Source organism: Pseudomonas sp. RA_35y_Pfl2_P32 (assembly GCF_963970735.1).
Lineage (GTDB): Bacteria > Pseudomonadota > Gammaproteobacteria > Pseudomonadales > Pseudomonadaceae > Aquipseudomonas.
Genome location: NZ_CAXAQF010000004.1, coordinates 185,119 through 198,297 on the forward strand (window position 1 = coordinate 185,119; position 13,179 = coordinate 198,297).

Genomic DNA, 13,179 nt, shown 5'->3' on the forward strand with positions numbered 1-13,179 from the left:
GCTACTCCTATAGAGCCGCAAAACCCGTGCCTAACGCCCCTATCAGCCCAAGGCCTGTTGCCAATGCCCAAATCTGTTGACCGCCCTCGTCCACCTACGCCACTGATGCCGCGTATCCAGGCGCTTGACCCCCACACGTCGGAGCAAAGCTGGGAAAGCGCTCCGCAGTTACTGGCCGCCCTCAACGGTGCGCGCCTGGGTGCCTGGTATTGGGACATCGAGCGCGGGCTGATCAGTTGGTCCCGGGGCACCCAGGCATTGTTCGGTTTCGACCCCCGGCAACCCTTGCCGGCAGACCTCGAATACCTCGACCTGCTGCCCCCCGAGGACCGGGCCAAGACCCTGCGTGCGTTCAACGCGGTCATCGCCGGCGCGCCCCTGGAACAAGTGATGCACCACCGCATCCGCTGGCCGGATGGCAGCCTGCACTGGCTGGAAATCAGCGGCAGCCTGCTGCCGGACAAACAGGGCCGGCCCCGGATGATCGGGGTGATCCGCGAGACCACCCATCAGCGCCAGCGCGAACAGGCCCTGAGCAGCTCGGAAAAACGCTTCGCCACACTGTTTCACCTGTGCCCCAACATGGTCCTGCTGACCCGCCAGGAAGACGGCCTGATCACCGAGGCCAACCAGTATTTCGAAAGCCTGTTCGGCTGGCCGGTGCAGGACGCCATTGGTCGTACCACCCTGGAACTGGGGTTGTGGGTACACCCCGAGCAACGGGCCAAGCTGGTCAAGGCGACCAAGGCCAAGGGCGAGCTGGTGAGCATGGAAGTGCAATTTCGTGCCAGCAACGGGCAGATCCATGACGGCATCCTCAGCGCCCAGAAGGTCGAACTCGAAGGCCAGCCCTACCTGCTGAGCACCTTTCTCGACACCACCGAACGCAAAATCGCCGAAGACGCCCTCAAGGACAGCCAGGAGCGCCTGGACCTGGCCCTGGACTCCGCCCAACTGGGCACCTGGGACTGGCACATCCCCAGCGGCATGCTCTATGGCTCGGCGCGGGCCGCCCAACTGCACGGGCTGGAACCGATCCCCTTTCATGAATCCTTCGAGGCGTTTTTCGAAGGGGTGCCCGGCGAAGAACGCGACAGCATGCGCGACGCCTACCGCAGCCTGCGTGAAGGTCCGGCCGGCAACTATCAGCTGACTTACCGGGTGCAGTTGGCCGATGGCAGCTCGCGCTACCTGGAAAGCCGCGCGCGCCTGTACCGCGACGAAAACGGCCAGCCCTTGCGCATGGCCGGAACCTTGCTGGACATCACCGACCAGGTGGAGCGCGAGCAGCGCCTGGTGGCCTCCGAAGAGAAGTTCGCCACCCTGTTCCAGGTCAGCCCGGACCCGATCTGCGTGACCCGCCAGGACAGCGGCCAGTTCATCGAAATCAACAACAGCTTCACCCAGACCTTCGGCTGGACCGCCGCCGACGTGATCGGCCGCCGCGCCGACGACATCGGCCTGTGGGATGCCTCGGCGCAAAGCCTGCGACGGATCGAACAGGTGATCCGCGAACAGGGCCTGAACAATGTGGCGATCAGGGTCCAGCACAAGGACGGCCAGCCCCTGACCTGCGTGATTTCCAGCCGGCAGATCAGCGTTGGCGAGCAACCGTGCATCGTCACCACCCTGCGCGACATTACCCAGCAACAGCGCTCGGAGGCCGCGCTCAAGGCCAGTGAAGAGAAATTCGCCAAGGCGTTCCACTCCAGCCCCGACGCCATCACCATCACCGAACGCGACACCGGGCGTTACCTGGAGGTCAACGACGGTTTCTGCCGCCTGACCGGCTACCGCGCCGAGGAGGTGGTCGGCAAGACCGTGTACCAGGTGGGCATCTGGGCCGAAGAAAAACAGCGCTCGATGCTGCTGGCGGAGTTGCAACTCAAGGGCCGGGTCCACCACCTGGAAATGCTCGGGCGCAACAAGAGCGGGCAGTTGCTCACCGTCGAAGTCTCGGTGGAACCCATCACCCTCAACGAAACCGACTGCCTGCTATTGACCGCGCGGGACGTCAGCCTGCTGAAGAACGCCGAAGCGCAGATCCGCCACCTGGCCTACCACGACTCCCTGACCAACCTGCCCAACCGCGCCCTGTTAATGGACCGCCTGAGCCAGCAGATCGCCCTGCTCAAGCGCCACAACCTGCGCGGCGCACTGCTGTTCCTGGACCTCGACCACTTCAAGCACATCAACGACTCCCTGGGTCACCCGGTGGGCGATACGGTGCTGAAGATCATCACCGCACGCCTGGAAGCCAGCGTGCGCATGGAAGACACCGTGGCGCGCCTGGGCGGTGACGAGTTCGTGGTCCTGCTCAGCGGCCTGGAAGGCACGCGCAATGAAGTCAGCGACCAGGTGCGGGATCTGGCCGACACCCTGCGCGAACTGCTGTCGGAGCCGATGTTCCTCGACGGTCACCGCCTGCAGGTCACCCCCAGCATCGGCGTGGCCCTGATTCCCGACCATGGCTCCACCCCCACCGACCTGCTCAAGCGCGCAGACATTGCCCTGTATCGGGCCAAGGACTCGGGGCGCAACACCACGCAGATGTACCACAACACCATGCAGAAGGCCGCCAGCGAGCGCTTGCGCATGGAAACCGACCTGCGCCTGGCCCTGTCCCGGGGTGAATTCCGGGTGCACTACCAACCCCAGGTCGACGCCCGCGGCAACCGCATTGTCGGCGCCGAAGCGCTGGTGCGCTGGAACCACCCGCAATTGGGCGCCCAGTCGCCCACCGAGTTCATCAAGGTGCTGGAAGACAGCGGACTGATCCTCGAAGTCGGCACCTGGATCCTCGATGAAGCCTGCCTGGCCTTCAAGCAACTGATCACCCAGGGCAAGGTCGACCCGCACACCTTCAGCCTGTGCGTGAACATCAGCCCACGGCAGTTCCGCCAGGTCGATTTCGTCGAACGCATCGAGCGCAGCCTCAGCAGCCACGGCCTGCCCTGTTCGCTGCTGAAACTGGAAATTACCGAAGGCATCGTGATCCAGAACCTGGAAGACACCATCAGCAAAATGCGTCGCCTGAAAAAACTCGGCGTCAGCTTTGCCATGGACGACTTCGGCACCGGCTACTCATCGCTGACTTACCTCAAGCGCCTGCCGGTGGACACCCTGAAAATCGACCAATCGTTCATCCGCGACGCCACCAGCGACCCCAACGACGCCGAAATCATCCGCGCCATCGTCGCCATGGCCCGCAGCCTGGAACTGGAAGTCATCGCCGAGGGCGTGGAAACCCCGGAACAGCTTGAGTTTTTGCAGGGGCTGGGCTGCCACTTGTACCAGGGCTACCTGCATAGCCGGCCGTTGCCGGTGGAGGAGTTTGAGTTGTTGCTGCAGTAACGGGCGGCAGTTTGGCTTGCGCCAGGCGCTACATCGATACCCGAACGAGGCGCGAACCTACTTACAATTCAGACATATCCTATTTTTTCCTCGGCACCGCACGGTTAGCTTGGCCCCCCCTGCCAGAAGCCAGAAGCCATCTACACTCACACCTCATGTTTTCCGCCGGCATTACCCAGCCGCACGCCCCCTCGCCGAGACTCGATACCGTGCCCAGCCTCTACCAGATCAAACCTGCGTTTCAGAACTGCTTGCGACCGCTGGTCCGGCGTCTGTTCGATAACGGCACCACGGCCAATCAGATCACCCTGCTGGCAGGCCTCGGTTCGGTGTTGATGGGGGTCGCGATCGGCGCTTTTGCCCAGCATGCCTGGGTGTTCGCCCTGGTTCCCCTGTGGATGCTGCTGCGCATGGCCCTCAACGCCATCGACGGCATGCTCGCCCGCGAGTTCAACCAGCAATCACACCTGGGGGCCTATCTCAATGAGTTGTGCGACGTGGTCGCCGACTGCGCCCTGATTCTGCCCTTCGCCCTGCTTGCCGACGTCAGCCTGCTGCTGGTGCTGCTGGTGACCCTGCTTGCGGTGTTCAGTGAATACAGTGGTGTATTGGGCCCGATGATCGGTGCATCGCGCCGTTATGACGGGCCGATGGGCAAGAGTGACCGGGCCTTGGTGCTGGGGCTTCTGGCCATGGTTATCGCACTGGGCTGGGCCAGCGCCCCGTGGATCAACGGCGTGTTCGCGCTGATCGCAGTCCTGCTGGCCTGCACCCTGGTCAACCGGGTCCGCCAGGGTCTCAAGGAAGTCCAGGAAAACACCCCTCCAGCCTAAGGAAGTCGTCATGCGCCAAGCCCAGCACCAGACATTCACCACCCACGACGGCGTGCAACTGTTCTATCGCTACTGGCCAGGCACCCCGGCCCCGGGCGCACCGCGCAACGCCGTGCTGCTGTTCCACCGGGGCCACGAACATTCCGGGCGCATCGCCCATCTGGTGAACGAACTGGACCTGCCTGAATTTGATTTTTTTGCCTGGGATTCACGGGGCCACGGGCTGTCCCCGGGCGAGCGTGGCGACAGCCCGAGCTTCGCGACCAGCGTGCGCGACGTGCAGACGTTCTGCGATCACCTGCAAACGAGCTACCAGATTGCCGAGTCGAACATGGCCGTGATTGCCCAGAGCGTCGGCGCGGTGATCGTCGCGACCTGGGTCCACGACTACGCCCCCAACATCCGCGCACTGGTGTTGGCGTCGCCGGCGTTCAACGTGAAGCTCTACGTACCGTTCGCCCGTCAGGGGCTGGCCCTGATGCGACGGTTTCGCGGTAACTTTTTCGTCAACAGCTACGTCAAGGCGCGCTTTCTCAGCCATGACCCGGAACGGGTGGCGTCCTACGACAGCGACCCGCTGATCACCAAAGCCATTTCAGTGAATGTACTGCTGGGCCTGTATGACGCCGCCGAGCGAGTGGTCGCCGATGCCCAGGCCATTCAGGTACCCACCCAGCTGCTGATCTCCGGTGCCGACTTCGTGGTGCATCGCCGACCGCAAGAGCAGTTCTTCGAGCGCCTGGGCAGCCTGCACAAGGAAAAACACATCCTGCCAGGCTTCTTCCACGACACCCTCGGCGAGCAGCGTCGCGGTATCGCCGTCGCCAGCGCCCGGCGCTTCATTGTGCAGAACTTCCAACAACCGCTCGAACGCCCCTCGCTGCTGGCCGCCGACCGCCTGGGCCTGACCTGCGCCGAATCGGAAGCCCTGGCCGCGCCCTTGCCGCACAACTCCCTGCGCGACCGGTACTGGCGCATGACCCGCGCCAGCATGCGCCTGGGCAGTCGACTGTCGAGCGGGGTCAAGCTGGGTTTCGACACCGGTTTCGACTCCGGCAGCACCCTGGACTACGTCTACCGCAACACCCCCACCGGCACCTCCGCAATCGGACGCATGATCGACCGCAACTACCTGGACTCGATCGGCTGGCGCGGCATTCGCCAGCGCAAGCTGCATGTCGAGGAACTGCTGCGCCTGGCTATCGCACAGCTACGCGAGCAAGGCAGCGCGGTACGGATCGTCGACATCGCCGCCGGTCACGGACGCTACATTCTCGAAGCCTTGCAGGGCGTTGCGCCGCTTCCCGAGTCAATCGTGTTGCGTGACTACAGCGACATCAATGTGCGCGACGGCGGTGCATTGATCCGCGAGAAGGGCCTGGAAAACATCGCCTGCTTCGTCAAGGGCGATGCCTTCGACCGCGCCGACCTGGCGGCCCTCGACCCGCAACCGACCCTCGCCGTGGTGTCCGGCCTGTACGAACTGTTCGCCGACAACCAGAGGGTCGGCGACTCCCTCGCGGGCCTGGCGGACGCAGTACCACCCGGCGGTTACCTGGTCTACACCGGCCAACCCTGGCACCCGCAGCTGGAGCTGATTGCCCGTGCCCTGACCAGCCACCGGGAAGGCCAGGCCTGGGTCATGCGCCGGCGCAGCCAGGCGGAGATGGACCAGTTGGTGGCGGCTGCCGGTTTTCGCAAAATCACCCAGCGGGTCGATGAATGGGGCATCTTCAGCGTCGCCCTCGCCCAACGTGTGCAGGCATGAGCCACGCCAGCACCGGGCAGCGTGAGCCCGGCATGCTAAAGGCCGCGGTACTCTGGCTCCTGGTGTTGGCACCGTTGTTTTTTGCCACCTACGGGTTTGCCACCTGGGTCACCACCCAGCGCGCCGACGTTGGCAGCCTGGTGTTCGAGTGGGAAAGCCACATGCCGTTCTGGGCGTGGACCATCGTGCCCTATTGGTCGATCGACCTGCTGTATGGCCTGTCGCTGCTGCTCCCCGACACTCGCCAGGCGCTCAAGCGCCATGCGCTGCGCCTGCTGACTGCGCAAGTGATCGCGGTCAGTTGTTTTCTGCTCTGGCCCTTACGCTTCACCTTCGAACGCCCCGTACTCGATGGGGTTTTCGGCTGGCTGTTCGAGGTCCTGGCCGGCTTCGACAAACCGTTCAATCAGGCCCCCTCCCTGCACATTGCCCTGCTGGTGGTGTTGTGGACCTGCTATCAGCGACATCTACCGGGCCTCTGGCGCGGGTTAATGCATATCTGGTTCGGCCTGATCGGGGTGTCGGTGCTGACCACCTACCAGCATCACTTCATCGATTTGCCCACGGGTGCCCTGCTCGGCTGGCTGTGTGTCTGGCTGTGGCCGCTGGATCGCCCGAGTCCGCTGTACAGTGCCCGATTGGCCCGCGACAGCAAACGCTGGAAACTGAGCCTGGGGTACCTGGCAGGCGCCGGGGTCGTGTGCCTCCTGGCCTGGCGTATCGGTGGTGGCGGGTTGTGGTTGCTCTGGCCGGCGCTGTCCTTGCTGCTGGTCGCGCTGAATTACGCGGTGCTGGACGCCAGTGGTTTTCAGAAACGCAGCGATGGGCGCCTGAGCTGGGCCGCACGCTGGTTGCTGGCGCCCTATCTGGCTGCGGCCTGGCTCAACTCACGGGGGTGGACGCGCCGCCATCCGCAGCCCGACCGGGTGCTCGATGGACTGTGGCTGGGGCGGATTCCAACTCGCCGGGAACTGCAGGACAGCCCGTTCAAGGCGGTGCTCGACCTGTGTGCCGAATTGTCGCTGGACCCGGGAAACCTGGCCTACCGCTCACTGCCCGTGCTCGACCTGACCGCCCCCACCACTGCGCAATGCCTGGAAGCCGCGCACGCCATCGAACACCTGCGCCAACACGGTCCGCTGCTGGTCTGTTGCGCCCTTGGTTATTCACGCAGCGCTACTGCGGTGGCCGCGTGGCTGTTGCACAGTGGCAGGGCTGCCACCCTCGATCAAGCAATCGCGCGACTGCAACAGGCACGCCCGGGCATCGTCCTGCGCCAGGCCCACCGAGTCGCCCTGACACCCTTGTGCTTAAGTACGGAGCCTGCCCATGACCACTGACATGGAACTGCACACGACCGCCAGCCTGCTGCGCCGCGGGGCGTCCCTGGATCAACTGTCCACCGGCCTCACGCTGGTGGGTGCCTTGCTGGGCTTGAGCCAGTATCTGTTGGCCGGCCCCGGCGTAGGGGCGGTGCTGTGCGGCGCCGCCTTGCTGGTGCTGGGCCTGGTGCAAAAATACTGGGCACTGCGGGTGGCGTTCGATGCAGAGCTGTTCCAGCGCGTGGCCGACGGCAATCAAGCCCTGACCTTGCGCACCGAGGCCCTGGATCACGCCCTCGCCGCCCTCGGCCTGCAACCTGCCGAACGGGGCGGCCGCCTGTGGAGCGAACGTACGGGCGGCGCCCTCAACCTGCTACGGCGCCAGGCCCTGCTGGTGGCGGCGCAAGTGCTGCTGACACTGGGCTTCATTCTGGCCAGCCCCTGGCTGGCCTTTGCTGGATAAGGAGTTGCCATGCTCGAACCCTTGGTTGCCACCCTCATCACCTCCGCGGCACGCACCATCACCGGCGCCCGCAGCCTGTGGCTCGGTTGCGCGCCACAGGCGGTGCAGCGCATCTACTTCGCCAACCACAGCAGTCATGGCGACTTCGTGCTGCTCTGGGCCTCGCTGCCACCGGCCCTGCGCAACATGACCCGACCCGTGGCGGGCGCCGATTACTGGCAAACCACCCCGCTGCGCCGCTACATCATCAACCGGGTATTCAACGGCGTGCTGGTCGACCGCGAGCGCAAGGAGCCGACGGACAACCCCTTGCTGCCCATGCTCGACGCCTTGGCCAACGGCGACTCACTGATCATCTTCCCCGAAGGCACCCGCAACCTCGAGGAGGGCCTGCTGCCATTCAAAAGCGGGATCTATCACCTGGCCAAAGCACATCCCGAGGTCGAACTGATCCCGGTATGGATCGCCAACCTCAACCGCGTCATGCCCAAGGGCCGTTTCCTGCCGCTGCCGTTGTTATGCACCACCCGTTTTGGCGCGGCGCTCACCCTCGAGGCCGATGAAAGCAAAGAGCAATTTCTAAAGCGCAGCCGTGCCGCGCTGCTGGACCTGGCTGAGGAGCTGGCCTGACATGGATAGACAAACCCTGATGCTGTTTGGCGGGATTGGCGCTTTCCTGCTGCTCGCCTCACTGATCGGCTGGACCCTCAAGCTGCGCAAGCGCGGCACGCCTGACCCGGTGATCGATAACCTCAACGCGCGGATCAACGCCTGGTGGGTGATGGTGGCAGTGATCGGCATCGCTTTCTGGCTCGGCACCAGTGCGGTCATCCTGCTGTTCTACGCCGTATCCTTCTACGCCCTGCGCGAGTTCATGACCCTCACCCCGACCCGGCGCAGCGACTACCCGGCCCTGGTGGCGGCCTTCTACCTGGCGCTGCCGCTGCAGTACTTGCTGATTTACTTCGACTGGTACGGACTGTTCTCGATCTTCATTCCGGTCTACGTCTTCCTGTTGCTGCCGATCCTCGCGTCATTGGGCGGGGACAGCACGCACTTTCTCGAGCGCGCCTCCAAGGTCCAGTGGGGGCTGATGATCGCGGTGTTCTGCGTGTCTCACGTACCGGCCCTGCTGACCCTGGACATTGGCGGTTATGAGGGGCGCAACCTGCTGCTGATCGCCTACCTGGTGATCGTGGTGCAGATGTCGGATGTGCTGCAGTACGTTTGCGGCAAACTGTTTGGCAAACACAAGATCGCGCCCAACCTGTCCCCGTCCAAGACTGTCGAAGGTTTTGTCGGCGGTATCGTCCTGGCTTCCGTGATTGGGGCCGCGTTGTGCTGGATTACCCCATTCAATGTTTGGCAATCGTTCCTGATCGCCCTGCTGATCAACCTGCTGGGGTTTGCCGGTGGCATCGTGATGTCAGCGATCAAGCGCGACCGCGGCGTCAAGGATTGGGGGCACATGATCGAAGGCCATGGCGGCATGCTCGATCGCCTGGACTCGGTGTGTTTCGCCGCGCCGATCTTCTTTCATCTGGTGCGCTATGGCTGGACGTGAGCCCGGCGGCTCCTACAACAACGAATAAAGAAGGGCGCCATGGGCGCCCTTCTTTTATTGCGGTGACTCAGTGCTGCAGTGCAGGTTTTTGCTCGCCGTTGATCGGGATGCGTTTGGCTTTCGCCTCTTCTGGCACGATGCGCAGCAGGTCGATGCTCAGCAGGCCATTGCGCAGGTCCGCGGCCTTGATCTCGATGTGATCGGCCAGGCGGAACGACAGTTTGAACGCGCGCTGGGCGATGCCCTGGTGCAGGAAGGTCACGCCGTCATTGCTGTCGCGTTTGCCACCACTGATGGTCAACACGCCTTTTTCGACTTGCAGTTCCAGGTCTTCTTCCTGGAAGCCGGCTGCCGCCACGACGATGCGGTACTGGTCATCACCGTGTTTTTCAACGTTGTAGGGTGGGTAGCTGCTGCCAGGCTCGTTGCGCAGCGCAGTCTCGAACAGATCGTTGAAACGATCGAAACCCACGGAAGAACGGAACAGTGGAGCCAGGGAAAATGCGGTACTCATGGTTCAAATCTCCTGAAAACAATCAGCAAGGTTTTTTATCTCCGCGACCCGAATTCGGCATCGCGTAACCCTTAGATAGGGACCGCCGATTGCATTTCAAGAGGTTTTCTGCAGATTGTTTCAGGCCGCTTCAGCAACCTGCAAACCCAGCAAACGCGAAACCTGGTCCAGCTCCGTCTCCCGGCGCATGAGGGTAAACAGCTCCACCGCCTCGGGGTAATTGCGGGTCAACATCGCCAGCCATTGCTTCAGGCGACCCGGCGATTGGCGCGCCGTCATCTGCGCCTTGGCCTGCAGCCAGAACGCCTGGATCAACGGCAACAGCTCGGCCCAGGTCATCTCGACCACCTCTTCGCCCGCCCGGGCGGCTGCAATCTGACGCGCCAGGTCCGGACGCGATACCAGGCCGCGACCCAACATGATGTCTTCCACACCGCTGATCTCGCGGCATCGGCGCCAGTCGTCGACGCTCCAGATATCGCCATTGGCGAACACCGGCACCTTGACCACCTCCTGCACCCGCGGGATCCACTCCCAATGCGCCGGCGGCTTGTAGCCGTCCATCTTGGTCCGCGCATGCACCACGATGTGCTCCGCGCCCCCTTCGGCCAGCGCCGTGGCACACACCAGCGAACCGTCCGGGCTATCAAAACCCAGGCGCATCTTGGCGGTCACCGGGATGTGCGCCGGAACGGCACGCCGCACATGCTCGACGATCTGGTTGAGCAACTCCGGCTCCTTGAGCAACACCGCACCGCCACGGGACTTGTTGACGGTCTTGGCCGGGCAACCGAAGTTCAGGTCGATCACCTGCGAGCCCAGCTCACAGGCCAGCGCCGCGTTTTCCGCCAGGCACACCGGGTCGGAACCGAGCAACTGCACCCGCAACGGCACGCCGGCAGCGGTCTTGGCACCGTTGAGCAATTCAGGACCGAACTTATGGAAATAGGCAGGGGTGAGCAGTTGATCGTTGATCCGGATGAACTCGGTCACGCACCAATCGATACCGCCCACCCGGGTCAGCACGTCCCGCAGGATGTTGTCGACCAACCCCTCCATGGGCGCCAAGGCAATTTGCATGGAAAACACTCAACAAAAATCGTGCGGCAGTTTAGCCGGTTTCGCCGATCAGGGCATGCCGTACCGGTGGACGGTTCCACGGGCAGCAAAGACAGTGGATCGAATGCAAAAAAAACACATAAGGGTGCAACACCGACCCGCCAGGGCGATACGACCACATGTGGGAGCGAGCAAGCTCGCTCCCACAAAGGCCCGGCGGGCCATTTCCCCCACACTTACTTACGCGCCGCCTCCCACGACTTCAGCAGTTCGGCGTAGCTCACGGTCTCGCCCTTGGGTTTCTCATTGGCCAGTTTCGGTTTAGGCGCACCCGGTTGGTCGAACCAGTATTGCGCGTCGCGTTCCGGGTTCATTTTCGGGCCGCAGACCGGTTGGACCTTGGAGCGTTCGAGCCGGGCCATGATGGCGTCCTGGTCCTTGGCCAGGCCGTCGAGGGCCTGTTGTGGGGTTTTCTCGCCGCTGGCGGCTTCGGCAATGTGGCTCCACCACAGCTGGGCCAGGCGCGGATAGTCCGGCACGTTGGTCCCGGTCGGGGTCCATTGCACGCGGGCCGGGCTGCGGTAGAACTCCACCAGGCCACCGAGCTTGGGCGCCAGGTCGGTCATGGCCTGGGAGTTGATGTCCGACTCACGAATCGGCGTCAGGCCGACGATGGTTTTTTTCAGCGACACGGTTTTCGAGGTGACGAATTGGGCATAGAGCCAGGCCGCCAGTTTCTGTTTCTCCGGCGTCGACTTCATGAACGTCCAGGACCCCACGTCCTGATAGCCCAGCTTCATGCCCTCCTCCCAATACGGTCCGCGGGGTGATGGCGCCATCCGCCATTTCGGCGTGCCGTCGGCGTTCATCACCGCCAGACCCGGCTTGGTCATGTCGGCGGTGAAGGCGGTGTACCAGAAGATCTGCTGGGCGATGTTGCCCTGGGAAGGCACCGGCCCGGATTCGGAGAAGGTCATGCCGGCCGCTTCGGGTGGCGCGTAGGCCTTCATCCAGTCGACATATTTCTGTGTCGCGAATACCGCCGCCGGGCCGTTGGTATCGCCACCGCGGGTCACGCTGGAACCGACCGGGTGGCAATCCTCGACGCGAATGCCCCACTCATCCACCGGCAAGCCGTTGGGCAGGCCCTTGTCGCCCCCACCGGCCATGGAGAACCAGGCATCGGTGAACCGCCAGCCCAGGGACGGGTCCTTCTTGCCGTAGTCCATGTGCCCATACACCCGCTTGCCGTCGATCTCCTTGACGTCTTCGGTGAAGAACTTGGCGATGTCCTCATAGGCCGACCAGTTCACCGGCACGCCCAGCTCGTAGCCGTATTTTTCCTTGAATTTGGCCTTCAGGTCCGCTCGCTCGAACCAGTCGGCGCGGAACCAGTACAGGTTGGCGAACTGCTGGTCGGGCAGTTGGTAGATCTTGCCGTCCGGTGCAGTGGTGAAGGAAAGACCGATGAAGTCCTTGAGATCGAGGGTCGGCGAGGTGTAGTCCTTGCCTTCATTGGCCATCAGGTCGGTGATCGATTCGGTCTTGCCGTAGCGAAAATGCGTGCCGATCAGGTCCGAGTCGTTGACCCAGCCGTCATAGATGTTTTTGTCCGACTGCATCTGGGTCTGCAGTTTTTCCACCACGTCGCCTTCCTGCAGCAGGTCGTGGGTCAGCTTGATCCCGGTGATTTCGTTGAAGGCCTTGGCCAGCACCTTGGACTCGTACTCGTGGGTGGCGATGGTTTCCGAGACCACGTTGATCTTCATGCCGCGAAACGGCTCGGAGGCCTTGATAAACCACTTCAGCTCTTCCAGCTGTTGCTCGGCCGTGAGGGTCGAAGGCTTGAACTCGCTGCCAATCCATTTTTTCGCGGCGTCTTCATAGGCATCGGCCCAGGCCACAGCGCTCAACCCGCTGAGTGCCAGCATGGCTGCCACTGAAATGCTATGTCGCAGCTTATTGTTTTTCTCGAACATAAGACCTCCTGTTTAGGTTTCGGAGCACGATTGCCGATTGTCGGCTAGCCCCAACGCATCACCACCAACAGCCACACCAGGGACAGGCCGGTGGCCACCCAGATGCTCCAGCCGGTAGCGCCAATTACCAGCAAATGCAGGTAGGCGCTGCCGAGAAGACCGATAAACAGCCGATCACCACGGGTGGTGCTGATCGGTAAAAAGCCGCGCCGGGCGATGCTCGGCGAACGCAGCTCCCAGGTGGTCATGCCTACCAGCAGCAAGGCGATGGCACCGAAGAAGAGCGCGGTCGGCGGGGTCCAGTTCATCCACTCCATCATCAG

At 63.1% G+C, this 13,179-nt stretch carries 11 protein-coding genes; 7 read left to right on the forward strand and 4 right to left on the reverse strand.

The window, feature by feature from the left end:
• Positions 1–63: 63 nt before the first annotated feature.
• The 7 genes from AACY45_RS05795 (at position 64) to AACY45_RS05825 (ending at position 9,304) form a co-directional block, all read left to right on the forward strand.
• On the forward strand, positions 64–3,354 hold the full coding sequence (locus tag AACY45_RS05795) for a PAS domain S-box protein (RefSeq protein ID WP_339544566.1): 3,291 nt from the start codon (positions 64–66) through the stop codon (positions 3,352–3,354).
• A 209-nt stretch (positions 3,355–3,563) separates the two neighbouring features.
• A complete protein-coding gene (locus tag AACY45_RS05800; protein ID WP_339544567.1) occupies positions 3,564–4,187 on the forward strand; it encodes a CDP-alcohol phosphatidyltransferase family protein in 624 nt (207 codons plus the stop codon).
• 10 nt (positions 4,188–4,197) lie between these two features.
• Positions 4,198–5,955 (forward strand): bifunctional alpha/beta hydrolase/class I SAM-dependent methyltransferase, encoded by a 1,758-nt coding sequence (locus AACY45_RS05805; protein WP_339544568.1) that lies wholly within the window; start codon positions 4,198–4,200, stop codon positions 5,953–5,955.
• Positions 5,952–7,295 carry a phosphatase PAP2/dual specificity phosphatase family protein gene (locus AACY45_RS05810; protein ID WP_339544569.1) on the forward strand — a complete coding sequence of 448 codons (1,344 nt, stop codon included), beginning with the start codon at positions 5,952–5,954 and terminating at the stop codon, positions 7,293–7,295. Before AACY45_RS05805 ends, AACY45_RS05810 begins: the two co-directional genes overlap by 4 nt.
• Positions 7,285–7,740, forward strand: coding sequence for a hypothetical protein (locus AACY45_RS05815; RefSeq protein ID WP_339544570.1), 456 nt, complete (start codon positions 7,285–7,287; stop codon positions 7,738–7,740). The genes AACY45_RS05810 and AACY45_RS05815 overlap by 11 nt, the downstream gene beginning before the upstream one ends.
• Positions 7,741–7,749: 9 nt before the next feature.
• On the forward strand, positions 7,750–8,370 hold the full coding sequence (locus AACY45_RS05820) for a lysophospholipid acyltransferase family protein (protein WP_339544571.1): 621 nt from the start codon (positions 7,750–7,752) through the stop codon (positions 8,368–8,370).
• Position 8,371: 1 nt separating this feature from the next.
• Positions 8,372–9,304, forward strand: a complete 933-nt coding sequence (locus tag AACY45_RS05825; RefSeq protein ID WP_339544572.1) for a phosphatidate cytidylyltransferase — start codon at positions 8,372–8,374, stop codon at positions 9,302–9,304.
• Between the two features lie 67 nt (positions 9,305–9,371).
• Here AACY45_RS05825 and AACY45_RS05830 read toward each other — a convergent pair whose 3' ends face one another.
• From AACY45_RS05830 to AACY45_RS05845, 4 genes are all read right to left on the reverse strand, one after another.
• Positions 9,372–9,818, reverse strand: a complete 447-nt coding sequence (locus tag AACY45_RS05830) for an Hsp20 family protein (RefSeq protein WP_339544573.1) — start codon at positions 9,816–9,818, stop codon at positions 9,372–9,374.
• Positions 9,819–9,938: 120 nt separating this feature from the next.
• Positions 9,939–10,898 (reverse strand): tRNA dihydrouridine synthase, encoded by a 960-nt coding sequence (locus tag AACY45_RS05835; RefSeq protein ID WP_166591450.1) that lies wholly within the window; start codon positions 10,896–10,898, stop codon positions 9,939–9,941.
• A 215-nt stretch (positions 10,899–11,113) separates the two neighbouring features.
• Positions 11,114–12,856: an ABC transporter substrate-binding protein gene (locus tag AACY45_RS05840; RefSeq protein WP_339544574.1), complete on the reverse strand. Its 1,743-nt coding sequence runs from the start codon at positions 12,854–12,856 to the stop codon at positions 11,114–11,116.
• A gap of 44 nt (positions 12,857–12,900) precedes the next feature.
• Positions 12,901–13,173, reverse strand: a complete 273-nt coding sequence (locus AACY45_RS05845; protein WP_339544575.1) for a DUF2160 domain-containing protein — start codon at positions 13,171–13,173, stop codon at positions 12,901–12,903.
• Positions 13,174–13,179 lie beyond the last annotated feature (6 nt).

Coding starts and splice junctions, on each gene's coding strand:
- AACY45_RS05805 (WP_339544568.1), top strand. CDS start 4,198: ATGCGCCAAGCCCAGCACCAGACATTCACCACCCACGACGGCGTGCAA.
- AACY45_RS05825 (WP_339544572.1), top strand. CDS start 8,372: ATGGATAGACAAACCCTGATGCTGTTTGGCGGGATTGGCGCTTTCCTG.
- AACY45_RS05795 (WP_339544566.1), top strand. CDS start 64: ATGCCCAAATCTGTTGACCGCCCTCGTCCACCTACGCCACTGATGCCG.
- AACY45_RS05815 (WP_339544570.1), top strand. CDS start 7,285: ATGACCACTGACATGGAACTGCACACGACCGCCAGCCTGCTGCGCCGC.
- AACY45_RS05835 (WP_166591450.1), bottom strand. CDS start 10,898: ATGCAAATTGCCTTGGCGCCCATGGAGGGGTTGGTCGACAACATCCTG.
- AACY45_RS05810 (WP_339544569.1), top strand. CDS start 5,952: ATGAGCCACGCCAGCACCGGGCAGCGTGAGCCCGGCATGCTAAAGGCC.
- AACY45_RS05820 (WP_339544571.1), top strand. CDS start 7,750: ATGCTCGAACCCTTGGTTGCCACCCTCATCACCTCCGCGGCACGCACC.
- AACY45_RS05830 (WP_339544573.1), bottom strand. CDS start 9,818: ATGAGTACCGCATTTTCCCTGGCTCCACTGTTCCGTTCTTCCGTGGGT.
- AACY45_RS05845 (WP_339544575.1), bottom strand. CDS start 13,173: ATGGAGTGGATGAACTGGACCCCGCCGACCGCGCTCTTCTTCGGTGCC.
- AACY45_RS05840 (WP_339544574.1), bottom strand. CDS start 12,856: ATGTTCGAGAAAAACAATAAGCTGCGACATAGCATTTCAGTGGCAGCC.